We start from the raw sequence: 21,307 nt of genomic DNA, 5'->3' as shown, positions 1-21,307 counted from the left end.
CCCAGCTCCCGGATCAGAACCTCGACATGTCCGGGGCGAGTCCCAGCCGGAGCATCGAGTACGTCTCCAGCATCCGCCGCGACACGACGGTGTGCTGCGCGGCCACGTGCGCGTCCCGCAGGCAGCGCTGCAACGCCGACGACTCGAACACCGAGCTGCCGCCGCCCGCCGCGAACGCCTTCTGAGTCACGTCTGTCGCCTCGCCCGAGGCGAACGAGCAGGCCAGCCGCAGCCGTGCCTTCGCCGGGTCCGGGGTCGGCTCGCCGTTCACGGCGTGGTCCCAGGCCGTGCTCAACGCCTCGTGCAGGAACGCCGCCGCGGACGACAGCCGCGCCTCCGCCAGCGCGAGCTCGATCTGCACGCCGGTCTGCTCGGCGAGCCGGGACGTCGCGTACTGGGGCACCTTCTCGACGGCCAGCGCCTCGATCTCGTCGATCGCGCGGCGCGCCACGCCGAGGCACACGGACGCCACGCCGACGGCCAGGAAGCTGAAGTAGGGGAACACCGTGATCGGGCCCTCGATGCCGGGTGGGGTGCCGATCGGCCACACCGCGCGGCGGGCGGGCAGGAAGGCGTCCGAGACGGAGAACTCATGCGAGCTGGTGGCGCGCAGGCCTGCGGCGTGCCACGTGTCGTGGATCGTCACGTCCTCACGCGGATACACGGCCAGACGCGGGCCCACGGGCGTGATGGTGCCGCCTATGACCCACGAGCAGTACGCGACGGCGCTGCCCCAGCCCCAGCGCCCGGTGGCGCGGTAGCCGCCGTCGGCCTCCACGGCCTTGCCCAGCGGTGCGGCGGTGCCCGCGATCAACGCGCGCGGGTCGCCGAAGACCTCGTCGGCGGCGTCGGTGGGCAGGTACCAGGCCAGTGACGACGAGGAGGTGGTCGTCATCGCGGTCCAGCCGGTCGAGGCGTCCGCGCGCGCCAGTTCCTGCAGCTCGCGGCTCCACTCGGGCAGGCCGAGCTCGGCGCCGCCGTAGCGCTTCGGGGCGATCATGCGGTGCACGCCGTGGTCGACGAGCGCGGTCAGCACCGGTTCGGTGAGGGCGCGCTGCTGCTCGGCCAGCGGTGCCTCGGCGCGGATCAGGGCGTGGAGATCCATGTGCGCGATCTTGCTGGAACGGTCAGAGCTTGGCGAGCGCCTCAACGAGTGGCTTCAGCTCCGGGACGTCCCCGGCCTCGGCGAGCGACTCGGACAGCACCTCGTCGTGCGTGGGGCGGGCGAGCGCGAGCAGCTCGTGGCCCTTCTCGGTGACCTCGGTGTAGATGCCGCGCCGGTCGGTCGGGCAGAGGTAGCGCGCGAGCAGCCCGCGGTCCTCCAGGCGCGTGACCAGGCGCGTCGTGGCCGACTGGCTGAGGACCACGGCGTTGGAGAGCTGGTTCATCCGAAGGTGGAAGCCGTCCTGGCGGTTGAGGACGTCCAGAACGGTGTACTCGCTGACGGAAAGCTCGTGGGCCTTCTGCAGCGCTCGCTCCAGACGGTCCTCGATGCGCGCGTGCAACGCCGCGAGCGTGCGCCAGCCCTGTGCGCGCGCCTGGACGGCGTCGTCGTCCAGTGACATAGGTCAACCCTTCTCGAATAGACAGCGTGTGCAACTATTGCGTACGCTTGTAATCGTCTTCAACAAGTCTACCGGGGAGAGACATGGATCTGTCGGGACGCACGGCACTTGTGACGGGCTCCACCGCCGGCATCGGCTTCGCCACGGCGGAAGCGCTGCTCGAGGCGGGTGCCGCCGTCGTGATCACCGGCCGCACCGAGGAGCGCGTGGCCGAGGCGGTCGGCAAGCTCAGCGGCGGCGGTGACGTGCGCGGAGTCGCGACGGACCTCGCGACCGCCGAGGGAGCCGCCTCGCTGGTCGACCAGGTGCCGGACGTCGACGTGCTCGTCAACAACCTCGGCATCTACGGCGCGAAGCCGGTCTTCGAGGTCGACGACGCCGAGTGGCAGCGCTACTTCGACACCAACATCATGTCCGGCGTCCGGCTCGCCCGGCACTACACGCCCCGCATGGTCGGGCGCGGCTGGGGCCGGGTGATCTTCGTGAGCAGCGAGTCGTCCGTCTTCACGCCGACCGAGATGGTCCATTACGGCATGACGAAGACCGCCCAGCTGGCGTTGTCGCGCGGCATGGCGCAGGAGGTCAAGGGCACCGGCGTGACCGTGAACTCGGTGCTGCCCGGCCCGACCCTGACGCCCGGCGTCGAGGAGTTCATCCGCGACCGCGTCGGTGAGGGCGGCGAGGCCGAGTTCGTCCGCACCGAACGCCCCACGCTGCTGCTGGGCCGCCTGATCCGTCCCCACGAGGTCGCGAACCTCATCACCTACGTCGCGTCGGACCTGTCGTCCGCGACGACCGGAGCCGCGTTGCGCGTCGACGGCGGCACCGCACCGACGCTGATCCCGTAACGACCGTAAGGATTTCTCTTGAACACCGTGAAGCTCAACAACGGCGTTGTCATGCCCCAGCTCGGTTTCGGCGTCTGGCAGGTGCCCGACGCGGAGGCCACCCCGGCCGTCGCGGAGGCGCTGAAGGCCGGCTACCGCAGCATCGACACCGCCGCCGCCTACGGCAACGAGGCGGGCACCGGCGCGGCGATCGCGCAGTCCGGCGTGGCCCGTGACGAGGTCTTCGTCACCACCAAGCTGTGGAACGACGACCACGGCCACGACAACACGCTGCGCGCGTTCGACGCGTCGATGTCCAAGCTGGGCCTCGACGTGCTCGACCTGTACCTGATCCACTGGCCGACCCCGGCGCGCGACAACTACGTCGACACGTGGAAGGCGTTCGTGGAGCTGCAGAAGGAGGGCCGCGTCCGTGCGATCGGCGTCTCCAACTTCCAGCCCGCGCACCTCCAGCGGCTGATCGACGAGACCGGCGTGACGCCCGCGGTCAACCAGATCGAGCTGCACCCGTACTTCCAGCAGGCCGACCTGCGCGCGTTCCACGCCGAGCACGGCATCGTCACCGAGGCGTGGTCGCCGCTCGGCCAGGGCGGCGAGCTGCTCACCGACCCGGTGGTGCAGAAGATCGCGCTCGCGCACGGCAAGTCCGCGGCCCAGGTCGTGCTGCGCTGGCACCTGCAGCTCGGCAACGTCGTGATCCCGAAGTCCGTGACGCCGTCGCGGATCCGGGAGAACATCGACGTGTTCGACTTCGAGCTGCCGGACGCCGAGGTGGAGGCTCTGTCCACTCTGGACCGTGGCGGGCGCATCGGGCCGAACCCGGACGAGCTCAACTAGTCCCTCGGAGAACGCGAAACCCCGGCCCGCAGCACAGCGGTCCGGGGCTTCGCCGGCGACGAGCCGACAGCGCTGTGGCCGCCGAACCCCCGGTTCGGCGGCCACGGCACTCAGGCTCGCATGACTGTGGCGATCGGGATCCGCGCCGCCCGGATGGCCGGGATGAGACCACCCAGCACACCCGCGATCAACCCGGCGATCACGCCCGCGACCCCCGCCTCCCACGGGAAGGCGGTGCCCTGCAACGACGGGAAGCGGCTGCCGAACATCATCAGCGCCACCTGCAGCCCGGCCGCGCCCGCGCCGATCGCCAGCGCCGCCGTCAGCAGGCCCGTGAGCAGGGTCTCGGCGAGCACGATGCCGGCGAGCAGCATGCGGGACATGCCGACCGCACGGCGCAGGGCGAACTCCTCGACCCGTTCGCCGACCGTCGCGAGGCCGACGTTCAGGATTCCCGCGACGCCGATCAGCAGCACCAGGAACGCCATGCCGAGGAAGATCAGCCGCATGATGCGCAGCTCGGACTCCATGCGCTCCTTGGACTTCACGACCTGGAAGTGCATCTGGTCCTGCGGGATGCCGACGCCCGCGAGCTTCGCCTTCAGCAGCTGCTGGAGCTCGTCGGAGCCCGGCTGCAGGTAGAGCTCGAGGTTCGTGCCGCCGCCGCGCATCCGGTCGATCTCGGAGGTCTCGGCGGCCGCGGGCATCCACGTGCGCAGCTCGTCGAGGCGCATGTAGATGCGAGGCTGGAGGTAGCCGTCCTGCACGACGCCCGTGATCTGCGGCGACACGTGGTGGGTGGCGCCGTCGATCATCATCTCGCCGGGGACGCGGTACTGCCGCAGGCCCTTGGCGGCCTCCTCGTTCAGCACGATCCTCGGCGCGAGCGAGGGCGCGGTGTCGAACTCGAGCCAGCTGCCGGAGACCGGGCGGAACGGCTTGAACGGGCGGATGTCGCCGGTCAGCGCGACCATGCTGACCTCGATCGCCTGGCCGTCCGGCTTCTTCTCCTGCGCCTTCTGCTCGGTGCAGGTGCCGTTCGCGTCGCAGTAGACCTGCGGGCCGGAGTAGTCGCCGCCGCGGCCCGCGTACTCGAACGGCATGCCGCCCTCGTTGATCGGGCGCACGCCGGGCTCACCGATGATCGCCTTCGAGCCGATCATCGCGACCGCGTCCGTGCGGCCCTTCATCATGGCCTCGACGATGCCCGGCGCGCCCTTCTCACCGGGGACGTAGCCCGTGACCGTGCCGTCCTTGCCCGACTGGAGCTCGACGTCGGTGAGCATCGCGCGTTCGGCGATCTCGGCGCCCGCCTGCACGGCGACGACGGCGAGGACGCCGAGGAACAGCGACACCATCGAGAGGAACGTGCGCAGTTTTCGGGCGCGGATGCCCTGTCCGCCGATGACGAGGGCGGACCGGAACTTGCCGGAAAGCATCAGTTGAACCGCCCGTCGCGCAGCTCCAGCACGCGGCCCATCTTGCGCGCGTGGTCGTGGTCGTGCGTGACCAGCACGAGGCCGCAGCCCTGCCTGGTCGTGTTGAGCAGCACCTCGACGACGAGGTTGCCGGTCTCCGTGTCTAGCGCGCCCGTGGGCTCGTCCGCGAGGATGATCCGCGGCTGCCGCACGAGGGCGCGGGCGATGGCGACGCGTTGCTGCTCACCGCCGGAAAGCCTGGTGGGCTTGGACTTCGCGAGGTGCGCGATGCCGACCTGCTCCAGCGCGTCCATCACCTGTTGCCTGCGCTTGCGCCGCGCCGACCAGCCCTGGCCGTTGACGAGCGCCATCGCGACGTTCTGCGCCGCGGTGAGGTGCTTGAGCAGGAAGAAGCGCTGGAACACGAACCCGAACTCCGCGCTGCGCAACGCCGCCGCCCTGCGCTCGGGGAGCTTCGTGATGTCGTCGCCGTGCAGGAGGTACTGGCCCTCGTCGGCGCGGTCGAAGAGCCCGATCAGCGACAGCAGCGTCGACTTGCCGGAGCCGGAGCGGCCGAGGATCGCCACGCTCTGTCCCGCGTGGACGGTGAAGTCCACACCGGACAGGATCGTGCGCGGTTCCCCTTGCCCCTTCAGGACTTTCGTGATGCCGTTGAGCTGCAGCAGCGGCGCCTGCACCTGCACCGTCGGCTGGTCGAAGGTCTGGGTCATCACGGACCCGTCGGCTTCTGCTGCTGGCCGCCGCCCTGCTGCTGCCCCTCCGGCAGGTTGGGGCCGGGCACCGCGAGCTCCTCGTCGCCGGTGAGGCCCGACTTGACCTCGACGACCTTGCCGTCGGTCAGGCCCAGCACCACGTCGGTGGTGCGGCGCGAACCGTCGGGCTGGATGACGTCGACCTTGCCCTTGCCCTGCTGGCCCGCGACCGCCTCGACCGGGACGACCAGCGCCTGCGCCGCCTTGCCGGTGGTGACCTCGATCGACGCGGTGGCGCCGTTGATCATCTGCACGTCCGGGGGCGCGCTGCACACGATGCGCAGGCCCGTCGAGGAGCTCGGCTGCTGCTGTTGTTGCTGCTGGGGTTGCTGCTGCGGCTGGTCCTTCTTCTCGCCGTCCTTGTTGTCCTGCGTGACCGGCGGCTTCTCCGGGATCGTGCCCTGCGGCAGCGCGGCGATCGTGCCGAGCACCGTGCACGGGAACGGACCGGGACCGTTCTTGATCTGCGCCGTCACGTCGGTCAGCGCGCCGCTGATCTTGTACGCCTGCTGCCCGTCGATGTCGCCGACGAGCGCGTAGCCGACGTGCTTGGCCGACGCGATCGGCATGCCCGCCGTCACCGTCGCCTTGTCGTCGACGAGCCTGCCGCTGAACGTGGACCCCGCGGGCGCCTCGACGTAGTTCGGCGTCTGGTCCTTCCACACGGTCGCGACCCGGATGGGCTTGGTCGGCGTGCCGTTCGGCGCGGGCACGTCGAAGTACCGCACCTGGCCCGCGACCGGCGCGACGAGCCCGAACGTCGGGTTCATCTCGACCTTGCCCGCGATGCTGAGCTTGGTGGTCAGGTCCTGCCTGGTCGGCTTGACCTTGGTCATCGTCGTGCCGCGTGGCGCCAGCTCCGGGTTGGCCTGATCCGGACCTGACGGACTGCACGCAGCCACGCCCACCGTGACCAGCGCGCACAGCGGCGCGAGAAGAATTTTGCGCACGAATGTCCCCCATGTCGTTTCGACCAACCTACCGATAAGGACACCTGATGGGTCGCCGAGGTTGCATCGGTCTTTCGGCCGATGCGCATCGACCTGGTGGCCACGGGTATCCGGGGCGTCGACCCGGAGGGAGAACACCTGTGAATGCGCTTGCCGTGGTGACCGGTGCGTCCAGTGGAATAGGGTACGAACTCGCGAAAGTCCTCGCGGACAACGCCTTCGACGTCGTGGTCGTCGCGGAGGACGAACGGATCGACGACGCGGCCGCGCAACTGCGGTTGCGCAGCGGCGGGGTGCACGTGGAACCCGTGCGGGCGGACCTGCGCGGCTACGAGGGCGTGGAGTCCGTCGTGGCGCGCGTCCGTGCGATGGGGCGCCCGGTCGACGTGCTCGCGGTGAACGCGGGCGTGGGGGTCGGCGGCGACTTCGTGCGCGACACGTCGGTCGACGACAACCTGGAGATCGTGGACCTGAACGTCCGCTCGGCCGTGCACCTCTCGCACCGCCTGATCGGCGACATGGTGGACCGCAAGGAGGGCAAGGTGCTCTTCACGTCGTCCGTCGCCGCCACCGCGCCGGGCCCGTTCCACGCGGTCTACGCGGCCTCCAAGGCGTTCCTCGCGTCGTTCGCGCAGGGCCTGCGGGAAGAGCTGCGCGACACCGGGGTCAGCGTGACCACGCTGATGCCCGGCCCGACCGACACGGAGTTCTTCGACCGCGCCGGCATGCAGGACACCAAGGTCGCCACGGGCGACAAGGACGACCCCGCGCAGGTCGCCCAGCAGGGTTTCGACGCGCTGATGAAGGGCGACGACCACGTGGTCGCGGGATCGCTGAAGAACAAGGTGCAGGCGATCGCGGGCAAGGTCGCGCCGGACCCCGTCAAGGCGAAGATGACGCGGTCGATGACGGAACCGGGTTCGGCGGAGTCCTGACGGGTATTCGCGCCCCATGAGCGATCAGAACCCCATCGAGGTCCAGAAGTACCTGTCCGGTGTCGACTACCCGGTGACCAGGCGGCAACTGGTCGAGAAGGCCCGGGAGAACGGCGCGTCCGACGACATCGTGTCGGCGCTGGAGAAGCTGCCCGACCGCGAGTACAACGGTCCGAACGCCGTCAGTGCGGAGGTTTCGAAGGCGTGAGGAAGATCTGGAAGGCGTACGGCGAGGGCAGGCCGCTCCCAGGCTACCTGCTCGCCATCGGCAGCTACGCGGCCCTTGCCGGCGCCGTCTCGGTGGCAGGACGCCTCACGGGTGTCCGGTTGCCCGAACGGTTCTCGCTCGCGGACACCGCACTCGTGTCCGTGGCGACGCACAAAGCGAGCCGCCTGCTCACCAAGGAGGCGGTGACCAGCCCGATCAGGGCGCCGTTCACCCGGTACGAGGAACCGGCGGGGCACGCGGAGCTCAAGGAGTCCGTGCGCTCGGACCACCCGGCGCAGCACGCGATCGGCGAGCTGCTGACGTGCCCGTTCTGCGCCGGTGTGTGGATCGCCAGCGGCCTCTCCGCCGGGCTGGTGTTCGCGCCGCGGCTCACGCGGTTCGTGTCGACCGCGCTGACGGCCGTCGCCGCGTCGGACGTGCTGAACCTGGTGTACGACAAGCTGAAGTCATGACCCCCCGGCGGCCGCGCCTGCCGCGCCGGTAGGCCTGCGCGCGCAGGCCGCCGTCCGCACTCCACAGGGCGGAAGACGGTCGTCAGCACATCCTCGTGTACCCGTCGAAAACCCCTGAAAACACGGTGTTTCAAGGTCTTTTGGCGGGGGATTCCAACGCCGTGAGGCTGCTCAGAGCACCAGGCGTGTACACGCCCCAGCACGACACTGCGCTTCTGGTCGAAGCGCTGCACGCGGCGGCGATCGCGCCCGGTGGCCGTGTGCTCGACATCGGGACCGGCACGGGTGCGCTCGCCATCGCGGCGATCCGCGCCGGCGCCGCCGAGGTGACCGGGGTCGACGTCTCGAGGCGTGCCGTGTGGACGGCGCGCGTCAACGCCGCCCTGCAGAGGGTGCCGTTGCGGGTCCGGCTGGGCAACGCGCTCGACGTCGTGGCAGACGAGAGCTTCGACCTGGTGCTCTCGAACCCGCCGTACGTGCCCGCCGCGAGCACCTGTGCCGCCAAGGGACCGGCCAGGGCGTGGGACGCGGGGATCGACGGCCGCCAGCTGCTGGACCCGTTGTGCGCCAGGATCCACGACCTGCTGGTGCCCGGTGGCGTGCTGCTGATGGTCCATTCAGCACTGTGCGGAGTGGACACGACGCTGCAACGCCTGCGCGACTGCGGCCTGAAGGCGGCGGTCGTGCAACGGCGCTGGGTGCCGTTCGGCCCGGTCATGAACGGCCGGATCGGCTTCCTGGAACAGCACGGCCTGATCGAGCCGGGCCAGCGGCACGAGGAACTGGTGGTGATCCGAGGTGACCGGCCAGAACGCCCGCAGGGTGACGGTGGTGCCGAACGGGCCGATGCTCGTTGAGGGGCCCGTCGAGCTCGTCACCGACGACGGCGTGACGCACACGAGTGACCGGTTCGTGGTCGCGGTGTGCGCGTGCCGGCGCAGCAAACGCTTTCCCTTCTGCGACACCAGCCACCGCAAACGCGTGCGCGACGACCCGCCGGACGGAGCGGGTCAGCCGCCGAACTCCGCCGCGAAGGCGGAGAGCGACTCGCGGTCGGGCTGACCGGTCTTCGCGATGAGCGAGGCGACGTGCTTCTCCACCGTGCGCGGGGAGATGTGCAGACGCGTGCCGATCGCCTTGTTGCCCATGCGGTCGGCCAGCAGCACGAACACCTCGAACTCGCGCACCGTCACGCCCTGCCCGCGCAGCTGGCGCGGCACCTGGTCGGTACCGCTGCGCCGCTGCTGAACGGGAGCGCCCGCCTGCCGCAGCAGGCCCCGGCACGCCGACGCCACCGCCGGGATCGTGCGCTGGTGGAAGTACTCCTCGGCGGAGCGCAGCCACGCCACCGGGTCGCCCCACGACGCCGCGTCCCCGGCGACCAGCCGCAGACCGAGGTGGCGTGCCAGCGGGTACGGCTCCGCGGCCTCCTGCGCGCGCTGGAACGCCTGCAGGGCCTCGTCCCCGCGCCCGTCGCGGCCGAGCAGGACGGCATGCGCCAGCTCGGTGAACTGCCGGTTCCACCGCATGCCCGAGGCGGACGACGTGGTGAGCGCGCGGTGGTCCGCCCACCCGAAGCGGCCGTCGAGCACGCCGAGCAGCACCCGCATGCCGTGCGTGCCGGACAGGTGGAACGTGGTGGGGTTCTGCGACTCCAGGGCGAGCGCGCGGTCGAGCTCCGTCATCGCCAGGGTGCGGTTCTCCTCCAGCAACGCGCAGAACGCGCGGGCCAGCCCGAAGCACAGCGGGTACTCCTGCGCCCCGTTCTTCGCGACCGCCTCGAACTCCGTGATGGCGTCGTCGGTCGCGGCCCGGTTGCCCTGGTGCGCGGCCAGCGTCGCCTTGCTCATCAACAGGTACCGGGTCAGCGAGTGGAACCGCAGGCGCGTGGTGGTCTGCAGACACCGCTCGATCTGTTCGGCCGCCACGGCGTAGTCACCGGTCAGCACGGACTGCAGCGCGAGGATCGCGTCGACGTTGTGCGCCACCGCGATCGCGCCCGCCCGGGACGCCTCGGCGTGCGTGCGGTCGAGGGAGGTGGTGTCGCCGTGCTGCAACCAGTCGTTGCCCGCCAGGCGGACCAGCGCGTAGACGTGCTGGATCGGCATGTGGTGCGTGTCCGCGAGCGCGAGGGCCTTGCCGAAGCACGCGTTGGCCTCGTTGATGTCGTGCTCGCGCGCGATGATGCCGAGCAGCTGCCACGCCTCGCACGCCTCCACCGGCAGCTGCGCCCGGTCCGCCGCCTGGGCGGCGCGCCGGGCGAGGCCCTCCGCCGACGAGATCCGGTCGGGGCTCGGGATGTTCAGCGTCAGGTGGGCCAGGTTGACGTCGAGCGACGCGGTCAGCGCGTCGGGTGCGTCCGGTCCGAGCAACGTCCGCGCGATCCGCACCTGCTCGACGCCCTCGGTGAACCACCCCGCGGTGAAGGCGACGCGGGACAGTCGCGAGTGGAGCTTCGCGCGGCGTGGTCCGTCCAGGGCCTGGAGATCCGCGACGTCGAGCGCGAAGGCGCGTTCGAACTCGCCCGTCTCGGCGAGCGCGGGCAGCAGCGTGTCGAGGACGTCGGCGCGCAGGCCGGCCTCCCCGGTGAGCAGGCCCTGCGCGCGGTCGAGCAGCGTGACGGCCGACTCCGCGGCGCCGCCCGCGAGCGCGCGCCTGCCCGCCTCGGCGAAGAGGAGCCCCGCCTCGGTCTCGGCTCCCGCGTCCAGGCGCAGCTTCGCGACGAGCGGGCACCAGTCGCCGGGCAGTCCCGGATGCAGGTCCTCGATCGCGTCGGCGGTGCGCGCCGACAGGTCGACGCGTTCGGCCAGGGTCAGCTGCGCGAGCAACGCGTCCGCGGTGAGCGGGTGGCGGAACGCGTACCAGTCGGGCGCGGGCTCGTCCGGTGTCACGAGCTGCGCGGCCACGCCCGCGTGCAGGTGGCTCAGGAGCTCGCGGTCGTCGACGCCGGTCACCTTCTGCACCAGGGAGAGCGGGAACCGGTGGCCCAGCACCGCCGCGATGGACAGCACCTCGCGGCCCTGCGGCCCCAGCCTGTCCGTGCGGTGCGCGACGCTGCGCACGAACGCCGCCGGCACCGGGAGCTTGAGCTCTCCCAGCACCTGCCAGCCGTGCGCCCCGGCCACCAGCAGGCCGCCGCTCACCATGCCGTGCAGCAGTTCCTCGACCACGAAGGGGTTTCCGGCGCTGTCCGTCCACAGGCGATCGACGAGCTCCGGCGGGATGCGGTCGCTCTCCAGGCAGGCGGCCGTCATCTGGCCGACCTCGTCCTGCGACAGCCGGTGCAGCTCCACCAGCGCGCCGGACCCGCGTTGCACCATCCGGCGGACGAGCTCCAGCGCGTGGCCGGGTTCGCTGCGGATCGTCGCGAGCAGCAGGACCGGCTGGTCCTCCAGGTTGTCCGCCAGGTACTCCACGACCGCAAGCGTTTCCGCGTCCGCCTCGTGCAGGTCCTCGAGCACGAGCAGCACCGGGGTCTTGCGCGCGACGGAGGCGAGGAGCCTGAGCACCGCCTCCGCCAGCACCACGACCGACTCCGTGGTCGACCGGTGGTCGTGCCACTCCGGGATCAGCGTGCCCAGCACGGGTTTGTACGGCCCGAGCGCGGAGTCGTCCGGCGGATCACCGCGGAAGAGGCCCAGCAACGCCTCCGCGATCGGGCGGAACGGCACCATCGGGCCGATCGTCGTGCCGCGTCCCTTGAGCACCCGCATGCCCTCGTCGAACGCCGCGCCCGCCGCGTACCGGGCGAGCCTCGACTTGCCGATCCCCGCCTCACCGGTGAGGAAGACGGCGCCGCCGCGGGAGTCGCGCGTGCGGGAGAGCGCCCCGGTGATTGCCGTGACTTCCTGATCACGACCGATCACCTGGGACGCTCCTGTCTGCATGTCTGGACCCTAACGGGCCCGTACCGGTCTCGAAATCGACCGGCCAGACGTATTCGAGGTGAAAGTTTCCTAGACCACGCTCACGGTCGTGTCCGTGACGAGGGGGGTGATGGCCACGAACGCGCTCGTCGCCATGGTCAGGCCCATCAACGCACGCGCCCGCGCACCCGCCAGCGTCTTCGGCGCCAGTTCCATCTCGCCGATCGCGTGCTCGGCGGCGTCGGACCGGTCGGCCGCGCTGTGCAGGGACTCGTTCATCGGGTGCACTCCTCTTCGTCAGGTGATGCTTGCAGTAGCAGGACCGAGGGGATCGGGAACCCTTGGCGCAGCAGGCCGTGACCGATTCCGGACAGGCCGGTGAGCAGGCCGGGCGACGGCACGCCGCCCGGGGTGGCGCAGCGCGCGCCCTGTTCGTCGAGCGTTCCCAGCAACAGGGCCGTGCGCCGGTTCGCGGCGCTCGGGTGGTGCGCGGCCAATGCCTCGACGACGCCCAGTTCGCCGTGGCAGAGACTCATGTCCCGCAACGGTTCCCTGGAGGCGAGCAGACCGGCCAGGCGCTCGTCGTCCCTGGCGAGCGCCACACCGGCCAGTCCCGTGCACCACCCGGTGTCGGTGGGGTCGATCGCGTCGCTCTCCAGGGACGTTCGTGCGGCCACATCTGATAACTCGTCACGAACCGTTGCCGCGTAACGCCTCAGGGCCCATCCGATTCCCGCATCGCCACGGGCGAAACCATTCGAGGAACTGATGACTCCACGCAGAGTGGACGCGTAGTGATCGGCGAGCGCGAGGGATTCGGGAGTGCCCACGGCGAGCATCGCGGCCAGTGAGCCCGCGACGCCGTCCAGGACGGTGTGCGACGAATCCTCCCTCGGCATCAGCTGAACGGCCTGCGCGAGCAGCTTCGGGTCGAGGCCGAGCAACGGCGTGAGGCGCGCGAGGCCGTAGCAGATGCCACCCAGGCCGTGGATCCCGCCGCCGACCACCGAGACGAGCTCGGGCTGCTCGGCGAAGAGGTGCAGCAGGTCGGGCAACGGCCGCAGCGCGTCCCGCGCGAAGTCGACGTAGCGCGCGGCCCCGGTGAGCGCGCCCAGCTCGGCGAGGAACAGCGCCACGCCCGTGTAGCCGTTCGACAGGCCGGCGCCGAGCGGCTGCACCGTCCAGTGCCGGTCGTCGACCAGTTCGAGCCCGAGCCAGTTGACGCGGTCCTCCCCGGTGACCGCGTGCGCGAGGATCTGGTCGGCGATCCCGCAGGCGGCGACGAGCAGCCGCGCCGGGTCGGGGTCGACCGGCGCCACGTGCCCCTGCACCGCGGCGCCGCTGTGGTGCGACACCGGGCGCGGCCGCGACGCCAGCAGGGCCGTGATCACCCACTGCTGGTCGTGCCGGTCGACCTCGCTCATCGCGAGGATCTTGCGCGTGACGGCGTGCAGCCCGGGCTCCGGCAGCATCCCCGGCAGCCGGAGCCCGGACGCGGTCCACAGGTCGGTCGACCCCGGCCGGCACGTGAACAGCGGCACGTCCCCGCGCCACAGGTCGGACACCTCGAACGGCACCAGCCGGTCGAGCAGCGGGTCGTCCACCACCAGCACGCCGAACGCCAGGTCGCGGTCGAGCGCGTCGGCCAGCACGGACGGGTGCGTCGACTCGTCGAGCAGCCGCGCGTACTGCCGCGTCGCCCGCGCCACGAACCGCACTTCCTCGTCGGCGCACTCCCGGACGAGCCGCAGCAGCTCGTCGCGGTGCGCCACGATCGCGTCGTAGCCCGCGCGGAACCCGGCGAGCAGCGAGTCCTGGTAGTCGGCGGGCTCGGCGGGCGTGCCGTCGAGCAGCGGCCGGTTGCGCGCCCCCGACGACGTCCGCGGGCGCCTGACCAGCCGCATCCTGTCGGTGCCCGGGTCGGCCCAGTCGACCGAGTTCAACGGCGACAGCACGCCGTGGTCGCCGCCGACACCGGACACGTCCGCCACCCCGTTGTCACCGAGCAGCACGTGGGGGAGCAGGGCCGTGCGGTGCACCGACCGCACCAGCGCGGCCGCGGCGGGGTCGGCGTCGTTCACGAGCGTCGGGTGGAACAGCGTCTCGACGTCCACGAGAACCGGCTGGTCACCGCACGCGATGAGGTTCTCGTAGTGCATGTCGGTGCCGTCGACCGCGTAGAGCAGCGCCAGCAGCGCGCCGAGCCGCCGGTAGAACTCGGCGACCTGCGACACGTCCGCGCACGGCTCGTGGGTGACGTGCTCGATCCACCCGTAGCCGTCGCGGGGCAGCAGCCTCGGCGACCTGAAGTCGATCCTGGTCCGCTCGGACAGCCACCGGACCTGCTCCTGGAAGCGCACGTGCAGCCCGACCGGCCGCGGCCGGTAGACGAGCTTCGCGCCGGACTCGAAGGTCAGGACCGCCACGGTCCGCCCCTGCTGGTGCGCGTCGCCCTGCCCCGTCTCGATGGAGATCAGCGCGCCGGGGTCGTGGTCGTCGAAGATCGTGCGGACGATCTGGGCGCGGTCGCGGGTGAACCGCGACGACAGCTCGTGGTGAGTGGAAACGGCCTGCTCACAGGCCTGCGCGAGCAGCCGGGCGAGCACCGGGTAGCGGTTGAAGACGCTCGAGAGGTTCAGCGTCCGCGTGAACTCGGCGAACCGCTCCTCACTGGTCGCGCTCGTCAGCGTGCCGCGCACGGTGTGCAGCTCGAGCACGAGCGTCCGCGCCGCGATCTCCACCAACCGGCGCCCGAGCTGCTCGGCGAACGCCGCGTCGAACGGCGGCGCCACCTCGGTGCGCGAGGCGTCGATCAGCGGGCGCAGGGCGTGGGCGAAAGCTGCTGTCCAGCTCTCGCCGGTGCTGGTCTCGGCCGCGGAGGTCACCGGCACAACCTCGCACGCGCGACCGCCCCGCACATGGGGATCAACCCCCCAGATTTGCGAACGCCCCCGGCCACCGCTGCTCCCGAGCCCGCCCGCGGCCCGCCCGGGCCTGCTCGCGGCCGTGAATATGGGGGTCCGCCACCCATGTCCCGCCGCCCGATCACCCCGAGACTCGAAGTCCGAGGGAGGGAACGGGATGAGGGAGTTCGGAGAACTGCTGCGCACGCACCGCATCGGCGCGGGCCTCACCCAGCAACAGCTGGCTGACTTCGCGATGGTGAGCGTGCGGGCGATCCGGGACCTGGAGTGCGGCCGCACCCGCTCGCCACGTGCGGAAACGGTGCGCCTGCTCGCCGACGGCCTGCGGCTGGACGAGGGCAGCCGCGCCGACCTGCAGCAGGCAGGGGGGCGGTCGGCCGGTCGTGCGGCGGTGGCACCACCCGCGCCGGCCGGGCCCGGTGGGCTGATCGTGGGGCGGGAGGCGGAGGCGGCGGCTTTGGCGGCGTTGCTGACGGAGGCGCCGGGCGGTGCCGGCGGGCCGGGCCAGGCCGGGGTCGGGCCGGGGCAGGTGAGGGGTGCTGCCGAGCCGGGGGAGGCGCGGCATCGAGCCGGGAGCGCTGCCGGGCTGGGGAACGCCGTGCGGCACATCGCCGCACCAGGCGGCACCGTTGCGGACGTCATCGCGCTCGGCCGCGCCGACACCCTCGGCCGCGCCGACACCCTCGGCCGGGCCGACACCCTCGGCCGGGCCGACACTGTTGGTCGGGCCGACACCCTCGGCCGGGCCGCCACCCTCCGCGGGCCGCACGCCCCGACGCGCCTCATCACCATCACCGGGGTCAGCGGCGTCGGCAAGACGAGGCTCGCCCTCGAGGTCGCGGGCGACCTCCACTTCCGGCACGGCTGGTCCGTGCTGTGGCACCCGTCGCACGCCACCCCTGCCGTCGACGACGACCAGGACACCGTCCTCGTCACCGACCACCGCCCCGACCCGCATCTGCTGGACGCGCACCCGCGGCTGCGGGTGATCGTCACGGCGCTGGCGCCGACCGGGTTGCCCGGTGAGCACGTGTTCCCGCTGGGGGCGCTGGCCGACGACGCCGCGGTGCGGCTGTTGCTCACGCACGTGCACCGGGTGCGGCCCGCGTTCAAGCCCGAGCCCGCCAACCAGGCCGCGCTCGTGGGACTCGTGCACGCGCTGGACGGGTTGCCGTCGGCGCTGGAGTTCGCCGCGGGGTGGTTCATGGTCTACTCGCCGCAACACCTGCTCGAGCGGTTGCGGTCGCACCCCCTCGACCCGACGTCGGCGCACCTGCGCGACTCGCTGCGGCGCTCGCTGTCCACAATGGATGACGAGGCCCGCGCGCTGCTCGTCAGGATGGCGGAGGGACAGGAGGCCGGGCACGGCCGTGCGCTCCAGGAACTGCGCGTGCGCGGGCTCGTCCGGCGTGCCGGAGACCGGTACGAGGTGCTGAGTCTCGTGCGCGCTGCTGTGCTGGAGCCCGTGTCAGGGCCGCACCTGCACGGAAGCGTGGCCCTGACCTGGCCGGTCTGACAGCGCGGCTAGAAGGTGGCGGTCAGGCACGCCAGGCGGTCGCCCGCGGTGCCCGCCTTGCCGTGGTCCGTGCTGGTGTGCGCGGCGTGCACGACGACGGCGTTCGCCTCGCCCTTGCGGAACTCCCACGCCACGGTGGCCTCGGCCGACGCGGCGCCCTGCGCGTCGGTGGTGAAGTCCAGCCAAATCTCGTTCTCCGCGTTGGCGTAGCGGGGGTCGACGCTCGGAGACACCGGGTCCTTCGAGTTCTGGTAGTGCGGGCCCGAGTCGGCCGGCTTCGCGCCGCACGGCTTCGTGTGCACGTGCGAGCCGTACTTCGTGTCCGGCAGGAGACCGGACACCTTCAGCTCCACGGTCGTCCGTCCATCCGCGACGGTCGAACCGGTGGAAAGACGAGCTCCCACGGGGATTCGCGCCACGTCGTAGGTGATGCCGGCGGGCTGGTCACCCGACGCGGCGGGCGCGGCCACGGTCGTCTCGGCGATCGGCTTCACGGAAGGCGAGCCGGCCGGGCCGTCGGATGCCGAGCAGGCGGCCAGTCCCGCGGTCAGGAGCACGGCGCCCGTGAGGGCCGCCACAGTCGTGCGCATGTTTCTCCTCGTGTCAACTGCGTTCCAGGTTCCCATCCTCTCCACGTCCACGATCGGGTGACTGGTTCAGATCGATCGGGACGAGCTCCGCGAACGCCTTCCGGTAGGCCGCGCACCGGTGGTAGTCGCTGTGGGTCTCCACTGTGGACGCGCCCTCCAGGGTCTCGTCCGCGCGGCGGTCGGCGGAACCGCCCGTCCAGCTCCGCACCGGGAACCCGAGGTAGTCGGTCCGGCGCCACAGGTTCACCCAGTTCGCGCCCAGCAACGACGACAGCCCGCCCTCCTGCGGCTCGCCCGGCGGCCGCCACCAGGGGTCGAGGCTGAAGAACGTGCCCGCGCGCACCTGCGGGGTGCCGAGCACCGGCGGGCCGAGCAGCTCCGGGAAGATCCGCCCGAAGTAGGGCCGCAGCTGCACGCCGTACGTCAGCAGCCGCACGCGCCCCAGATCCTCCGGCGGCAACGCGTAGATCGCCGCCACGGCGAGCACCGCGCCGAGGCTGTGCGCCGAGAGCACCACGCGGTTCTCCGGCGACCGCGCCAGCCACGAGTGGGTGTGCTCGGCGAGTTCTGGCACCGCGCGCTCCGCGTAGCAGGGCGGCGCGAACGGGTGCGCCGCGCGCGGCAGGAAGCACATCAGGTCCCACACCAGCCCGAGCGGCCGGCGGTTGGTGAGCGTGCCGGCCCCGATGAACGCCCCGACCACAGCCACTCCCACGAGACCGATGACCCAGTTGCTCCCGTTCACCACCCACGTGATGTTCGACCACCGGGCCCACGCGGGTGACGCGAAAGAGAGGTAACACGTCAGCACGAGAGCGAGCACGCTGACCGTCGACAGCACGCCGACGACGTTCTCGGCGCGGTGGGCCACGGCGGCGAGGTGCCGCGCCCGCACCACCGACGACGTGCCCTCACCGTCGAAGGGTGACGGCTTCTTCCAGCGCGCCATGAAGAATCCGGCGTGCACCAACAAGAACACCAGCAGCAGGACCGCGACACAGGCGAAGGTCGCGCCGAACCACAGGTAGAACGACGACGCCCGCAGCCCCGCGCCGACCCAGCCGCGGAACGTCAGCACCAGCACGGTCGACAACGTCACCGACGCCGTCAGCGACAACCCGAGCAGCACACCGGGTCCCGCGCCGTGCCACGCCTGCCACCCGTCGCCCTTCCGCGGCCACGCCCTCCACAGGAAGGCGGCGCCCACCAGGACAACGCCGATCCACGCCCACGAGGACCAATGCCCCGCAACCATGAACGCGGCGAACAGCACCACGAACACGAGCGGGCCCTTCTTGTCGTTGCGCCGCCACGACCACGCCGCCAGCGTCGACCCGAGCAACGCCGCGGTGACGACCGGTGGTCCCCACTGCACGAGCAGCAGCGGGCCGTCGAACGCGGGTGCGAGGACGTAGATCCCGGCCAGGTGCGCCACCAGCACGAGTGCCGCCACGACCACCAGCCAGCGCGACCACGGACCGTTCCCGACCGACTGCGGCACGTCCGGTCCGTCCGCCGCCGTCACGACCACCCGCGCGATGACGACGGCGAGCACCGCGGCAGCGGCGACGGTGACGCCGAAGAAGAACGCCCGCGGCACCTGGACGCTCGTCACCAGCGCCACCACCGAGAACCCCGCCGCGAGGTGCAGCCGGGTGAGCCGGCCGACCCGCGAGTCGCCCTGCCACATCGACGACCGGCCGAGCATCACCCCGTCATGGCGTTCCGGCGTGCTCTGCGCCGCCTCGTACCTGCTGCGGGACAACGAGGTGAGCGCCACCAGACCGAGGAGCAGCAGCACCGGCACGACGGAGGCGACGAGCACCCGGACGTGCCGCGGCGGGTCCCCGAGCACGTCGAGGAACTCGGGGAGCCGCCGGCAGTTCGCCGCGGGCAGCGAGCACTGGACCGCGTAGACGTCGATCGCGACCTCGCACACGGCGAGCACCAGCAGCAACGTGAGCCCCAGCCCGAACAGGCGCGTGCTGGCCGCGCCGCGCCCGGAGTTCCACCACACCTTCTGCGGCTTGTCCGGCGACGCGTCGACGGGCAGTTTCCGGGACCAGTAGGCGACGTTCGCGAGCCCGAACGGCAGCAGCAGCGCCCATCCGATGCGGCCCAGCAGGTTCACGGCCCTGGACGGAACCCCGCTGCCGCCGATCCCCGGACTGCTGCGCGCCATCCCGCCCCACGAGTAGGCCTCGCGCCGCACGCCGGGCGGGGCCTGACCGGGGTGTCCCTGGGGCAGCGCGGCCACCCGGTCCGGTTTCGTCTCCCAGAAGCTGCCGAGCTTGTCAGAGCCGCTGAACCGCTCGACGTCGTCCGGTGACAGGGCCAGCATCGCGTGCGGGGGCGTGTTGTTCACCCCGTGGATGCGCAGTTCGAGGACACGTGGACTCATGGCGCGCCTCCCTCTACTCCAGTTGTCGTCCCGGGAACTGCTCCAGTTAGCGGCCGAACGGGTGAAAAAGGTGTATCCAGGTGCCCTCGGAAGCCTCTACTGAGCAAGGAGGCCCCACCATGACCGCAACCGCTCACCCGAACATCGCGAACTCCGTCGGACTCGCCGAGTTCCTCGCCACCGCGGGCACGCTCACCCTGGCGCAGCGCAAGCTCATCGTCGACCAGGCGTTGATCCTGCTGGAGCAGAACTACGCGCACCTGCCTCTGAAAGTCGCCATGCACGCCGTGAACCCCGTGCAGCGGCTCAGAGTTCTCAGAGCGAGACTCGAACGGCAGACCGACGCGACGGCCGAGGCCGAGTGGCAGTTCCACCGCGAGCTGTCGAGCACCTTCCACTCGGTGCGCGACCTGCACACGAACTACCTGCTGCCCGCGCCGTTCGCGGGCAAGATCGCCTTCTTGCCGTTCCAGCTGGAGCGCTGCTTCGCGCAGGACGGCACCGAGCAGTACCTCGTCGCCCGCACGGTCGCAGGTTTCACCGGCCTGGCGGTCGGCGCCGAGGTGACGCACTGGAACGGCACGCCGATCGCCCGTGCCGTCGCGCTGAACGGCGCGGTGTTCGCGGGCAGCAACACCGCCGCGAACCTCGCCCGCGGCCTCGAGTCGCTCACGTTGCGCCCCTTGGTGATCCAGCTCCCGCCCGACGAGGACTGGGTCGTCGTCAGCCACCGCACCGAGGCGGGTGCCGCCGAGGAGGTCCGCGTCGACTGGCAGGTGACCGAGAACCTGCCGCCGATGACGGACGTGGACTCGCTGTCACCGGCCGCCGCCGCACAGGGAGTCGACCTCGACTCGGACGAGAAGGCACGCGCCAAGAAGTTGTTGCACGCGCCCAAAGTCGTGCAGGCCGAGGCGGCCGGCGGCGCGGTCGCGATGGCCGCGCAGGACGTCGCGACGACGATGCCCGGCGTGTTCCGGGCGCGTCCCGTTACCACGCCGTCCGGCACGTTCGGGCACCTGCGGATCTTCACCTTCAGCGTCGACGACCCGGAGGCGTTCCTCGCCGAGTTCGTCCGGCTCGCGAACCTGTTGCCGCAGAACGGACTCATCGTCGACGTCCGCGACAACGGCGGCGGCCACATCTTCGCCTCGGAGTTCCTGCTGCAGACGATGACGCCGAAGCGGATCGCGCCGGAACCCGTGCAGTTCCTGAGCACGCCGCTCAACCTGAGGATCTGCCGCCGCCACGCGGAGGACCCGACCGGCCAGATCGACCTCGGCCCGTGGTTCCCGTCGCTCGACAGCTCGACCGAGACGGGCCAGGCGTTCTCCTGCTCGCACACCATCACGCCGGTCGACGGCGCGAACGCCGTGGGCCAGACCTACCACGGCCCGGTCGTGCTGATCACCGACGCGCGCTGCTACTCGGCCACGGACATCTTCGCCGCGGGCTGGGCCGACCACGAGCTGGGCCCGATCCTTGGCGTGGACGACAACACCGGCGCGGGTGGCGCGAACGTGTGGACGCACGGACTGCTGGCGACCCTGCTGAAGATCCCGGCGCCGGTGGACCCGGAGTCGCCGTACCGGCCGTTGCCCAACAAGGCGAACATGCGCGTGTCGATCCGCCGCACGTTGCGCGTCGGCAAGCTGGCGGGCACGCCCGTGGAGGACCTCGGCGTGCGCCCGACGCACCAGCACAAGGTCACGCGCGCGGATCTGTTGCAGGGCAACGTGGATCTGCTCGCACGGGCGGGGGAGCTCTTGAAGGAGCTGCCGGTGCGGCGGCTCGGGGTGGCGGTCGCGGGCACGACCGTCTCACTGGACACCGTGAACCTCGACCGGGTGGACGTCTACGTCGACGGCCGCCCGGCGACCTCGCTGGACGTGACCGACGGCGCGCACACCGCGACGTTGAACGCGACCGGGCGCGAGGTGCGCGTCGAGGGGTTCGCGGACGGGCAGCTGGTGGCCGCGCGCAAGGTCGCCAGTTGATCGGGC

The 21,307-nt window shown here is 71.5% G+C and carries 19 protein-coding genes; 9 read left to right on the top strand and 10 right to left on the bottom strand.

The window, feature by feature from the left end:
• Positions 1-13 precede the first annotated feature (13 nt).
• Together ND450_RS18430 and ND450_RS18425 are read right to left on the bottom strand one after the other, a co-directional pair.
• On the bottom strand, positions 14-1,105 hold the full coding sequence (locus ND450_RS18430; protein ID WP_253327305.1) for an acyl-CoA dehydrogenase family protein: 1,092 nt from the start codon (positions 1,103-1,105) through the stop codon (positions 14-16).
• 22 nt (positions 1,106-1,127) lie between these two features.
• Positions 1,128-1,565, bottom strand: coding sequence for a MarR family winged helix-turn-helix transcriptional regulator (locus ND450_RS18425; RefSeq protein WP_089926123.1), 438 nt, complete (start codon positions 1,563-1,565; stop codon positions 1,128-1,130).
• An 83-nt stretch (positions 1,566-1,648) separates the two neighbouring features.
• On the opposite strand from ND450_RS18425, the gene ND450_RS18420 reads away from it, so the two are divergent.
• Positions 1,649-2,413, top strand: a complete 765-nt coding sequence (locus ND450_RS18420) for an SDR family NAD(P)-dependent oxidoreductase (RefSeq protein ID WP_253327304.1) — start codon at positions 1,649-1,651, stop codon at positions 2,411-2,413.
• Positions 2,414-2,464: 51 nt separating this feature from the next.
• Positions 2,465-3,250 (top strand): aldo/keto reductase, encoded by a 786-nt coding sequence (locus tag ND450_RS18415; RefSeq protein WP_089926427.1) that lies wholly within the window; start codon positions 2,465-2,467, stop codon positions 3,248-3,250.
• 110 nt (positions 3,251-3,360) lie between these two features.
• Here ND450_RS18415 and ND450_RS18410 read toward each other — a convergent pair whose 3' ends face one another.
• Genes ND450_RS18410 through ND450_RS18400 form a run of 3 tightly spaced genes read right to left on the bottom strand, consistent with a single transcriptional unit; the run spans position 3,361 to position 6,391 of the window.
• Positions 3,361-4,689, bottom strand: coding sequence for an ABC transporter permease (locus ND450_RS18410; protein ID WP_253327303.1), 1,329 nt, complete (start codon positions 4,687-4,689; stop codon positions 3,361-3,363).
• Positions 4,689-5,399 carry an ABC transporter ATP-binding protein gene (locus ND450_RS18405; protein WP_089926131.1) on the bottom strand — a complete coding sequence of 237 codons (711 nt, stop codon included), beginning with the start codon at positions 5,397-5,399 and terminating at the stop codon, positions 4,689-4,691. The genes ND450_RS18410 and ND450_RS18405 overlap by 1 nt, the downstream gene beginning before the upstream one ends.
• A complete protein-coding gene (locus tag ND450_RS18400) occupies positions 5,399-6,391 on the bottom strand; it encodes an efflux RND transporter periplasmic adaptor subunit (protein WP_253327302.1) in 993 nt (330 codons plus the stop codon). The genes ND450_RS18405 and ND450_RS18400 overlap by 1 nt, the downstream gene beginning before the upstream one ends.
• Positions 6,392-6,531: 140 nt before the next feature.
• Here ND450_RS18400 and ND450_RS18395 point away from each other — a divergent pair, with 140 nt between their 5' ends.
• The 5 genes from ND450_RS18395 (at position 6,532) to ND450_RS18375 (ending at position 9,069) form a co-directional block, all read left to right on the top strand.
• Positions 6,532-7,326, top strand: a complete 795-nt coding sequence (locus ND450_RS18395; protein WP_253327301.1) for an SDR family oxidoreductase — start codon at positions 6,532-6,534, stop codon at positions 7,324-7,326.
• 16 nt (positions 7,327-7,342) lie between these two features.
• Positions 7,343-7,534, top strand: a complete 192-nt coding sequence (locus ND450_RS18390) for a DUF2795 domain-containing protein (protein ID WP_253327300.1) — start codon at positions 7,343-7,345, stop codon at positions 7,532-7,534.
• A complete protein-coding gene (locus ND450_RS18385; protein WP_253327299.1) occupies positions 7,531-8,007 on the top strand; it encodes a DUF1360 domain-containing protein in 477 nt (158 codons plus the stop codon). The genes ND450_RS18390 and ND450_RS18385 overlap by 4 nt, the downstream gene beginning before the upstream one ends.
• A gap of 161 nt (positions 8,008-8,168) precedes the next feature.
• Positions 8,169-8,864, top strand: coding sequence for a HemK2/MTQ2 family protein methyltransferase (locus ND450_RS18380; RefSeq protein WP_253327298.1), 696 nt, complete (start codon positions 8,169-8,171; stop codon positions 8,862-8,864).
• Entirely contained in the window at positions 8,854-9,069 is a 216-nt protein-coding gene (locus ND450_RS18375; RefSeq protein WP_253327297.1) for a CDGSH iron-sulfur domain-containing protein, read from the top strand. Before ND450_RS18380 ends, ND450_RS18375 begins: the two co-directional genes overlap by 11 nt.
• On the opposite strand, the gene ND450_RS18370 is transcribed toward ND450_RS18375, so the two are convergent.
• The 3 genes from ND450_RS18370 to ND450_RS18360 form a co-directional block, all read right to left on the bottom strand.
• Positions 9,018-11,894: a LuxR family transcriptional regulator gene (locus ND450_RS18370; RefSeq protein WP_253327296.1), complete on the bottom strand. Its 2,877-nt coding sequence runs from the start codon at positions 11,892-11,894 to the stop codon at positions 9,018-9,020. The two genes, ND450_RS18375 and ND450_RS18370, sit on opposite strands and share 52 nt — an antisense overlap.
• A 69-nt stretch (positions 11,895-11,963) precedes the next feature.
• Positions 11,964-12,152, bottom strand: coding sequence for a hypothetical protein (locus tag ND450_RS18365; protein ID WP_253327295.1), 189 nt, complete (start codon positions 12,150-12,152; stop codon positions 11,964-11,966).
• Positions 12,149-14,758: a type 2 lanthipeptide synthetase LanM family protein gene (locus tag ND450_RS18360; RefSeq protein ID WP_253327294.1), complete on the bottom strand. Its 2,610-nt coding sequence runs from the start codon at positions 14,756-14,758 to the stop codon at positions 12,149-12,151. The genes ND450_RS18365 and ND450_RS18360 overlap by 4 nt, the downstream gene beginning before the upstream one ends.
• 196 nt (positions 14,759-14,954) lie before the next feature.
• Between ND450_RS18360 and ND450_RS18355 the strand changes: the two genes are divergently transcribed.
• A complete protein-coding gene (locus ND450_RS18355) occupies positions 14,955-16,313 on the top strand; it encodes a helix-turn-helix domain-containing protein (protein ID WP_253327293.1) in 1,359 nt (452 codons plus the stop codon).
• Positions 16,314-16,321: 8 nt separating this feature from the next.
• Here ND450_RS18355 and ND450_RS18350 read toward each other — a convergent pair whose 3' ends face one another.
• Together ND450_RS18350 and ND450_RS18345 are read right to left on the bottom strand one after the other, a co-directional pair.
• Positions 16,322-16,903: a superoxide dismutase family protein gene (locus ND450_RS18350; RefSeq protein ID WP_253327292.1), complete on the bottom strand. Its 582-nt coding sequence runs from the start codon at positions 16,901-16,903 to the stop codon at positions 16,322-16,324.
• 13 nt (positions 16,904-16,916) lie between these two features.
• The gene (locus ND450_RS18345; RefSeq protein ID WP_253327291.1) at positions 16,917-19,304 is read right to left on the bottom strand and encodes a hypothetical protein; all 2,388 of its coding nucleotides are present in this window, start codon (positions 19,302-19,304) and stop codon (positions 16,917-16,919) included.
• A gap of 119 nt (positions 19,305-19,423) precedes the next feature.
• On the opposite strand from ND450_RS18345, the gene ND450_RS18340 reads away from it, so the two are divergent.
• A complete protein-coding gene (locus ND450_RS18340) occupies positions 19,424-21,301 on the top strand; it encodes a S41 family peptidase (protein ID WP_253327290.1) in 1,878 nt (625 codons plus the stop codon).
• Positions 21,302-21,307 lie beyond the last annotated feature (6 nt).

It is taken from the genome of Lentzea sp. HUAS12, from assembly GCF_024125735.1.
Taxonomy (GTDB): domain Bacteria; phylum Actinomycetota; class Actinomycetes; order Mycobacteriales; family Pseudonocardiaceae; genus Lentzea; species Lentzea albida.
Note: the sequence above shows the minus strand (reverse complement) of the source record. Positions and strands in the feature narration are given on the sequence as shown.

Coding starts and splice junctions, on each gene's coding strand:
- ND450_RS18355 (WP_253327293.1), top strand. CDS start 14,955: ATGAGGGAGTTCGGAGAACTGCTGCGCACGCACCGCATCGGCGCGGGC.
- ND450_RS18425 (WP_089926123.1), bottom strand. CDS start 1,565: ATGTCACTGGACGACGACGCCGTCCAGGCGCGCGCACAGGGCTGGCGC.
- ND450_RS18390 (WP_253327300.1), top strand. CDS start 7,343: ATGAGCGATCAGAACCCCATCGAGGTCCAGAAGTACCTGTCCGGTGTC.
- ND450_RS18405 (WP_089926131.1), bottom strand. CDS start 5,399: ATGACCCAGACCTTCGACCAGCCGACGGTGCAGGTGCAGGCGCCGCTG.
- ND450_RS18340 (WP_253327290.1), top strand. CDS start 19,424: ATGACCGCAACCGCTCACCCGAACATCGCGAACTCCGTCGGACTCGCC.
- ND450_RS18345 (WP_253327291.1), bottom strand. CDS start 19,304: ATGAGTCCACGTGTCCTCGAACTGCGCATCCACGGGGTGAACAACACG.
- ND450_RS18375 (WP_253327297.1), top strand. CDS start 8,854: ATGCTCGTTGAGGGGCCCGTCGAGCTCGTCACCGACGACGGCGTGACG.
- ND450_RS18370 (WP_253327296.1), bottom strand. CDS start 11,894: ATGCAGACAGGAGCGTCCCAGGTGATCGGTCGTGATCAGGAAGTCACG.
- ND450_RS18350 (WP_253327292.1), bottom strand. CDS start 16,903: ATGCGCACGACTGTGGCGGCCCTCACGGGCGCCGTGCTCCTGACCGCG.
- ND450_RS18430 (WP_253327305.1), bottom strand. CDS start 1,105: ATGGATCTCCACGCCCTGATCCGCGCCGAGGCACCGCTGGCCGAGCAG.
- ND450_RS18365 (WP_253327295.1), bottom strand. CDS start 12,152: ATGAACGAGTCCCTGCACAGCGCGGCCGACCGGTCCGACGCCGCCGAG.
- ND450_RS18415 (WP_089926427.1), top strand. CDS start 2,465: ATGCCCCAGCTCGGTTTCGGCGTCTGGCAGGTGCCCGACGCGGAGGCC.
- ND450_RS18410 (WP_253327303.1), bottom strand. CDS start 4,689: ATGCTTTCCGGCAAGTTCCGGTCCGCCCTCGTCATCGGCGGACAGGGC.
- ND450_RS18420 (WP_253327304.1), top strand. CDS start 1,649: ATGGATCTGTCGGGACGCACGGCACTTGTGACGGGCTCCACCGCCGGC.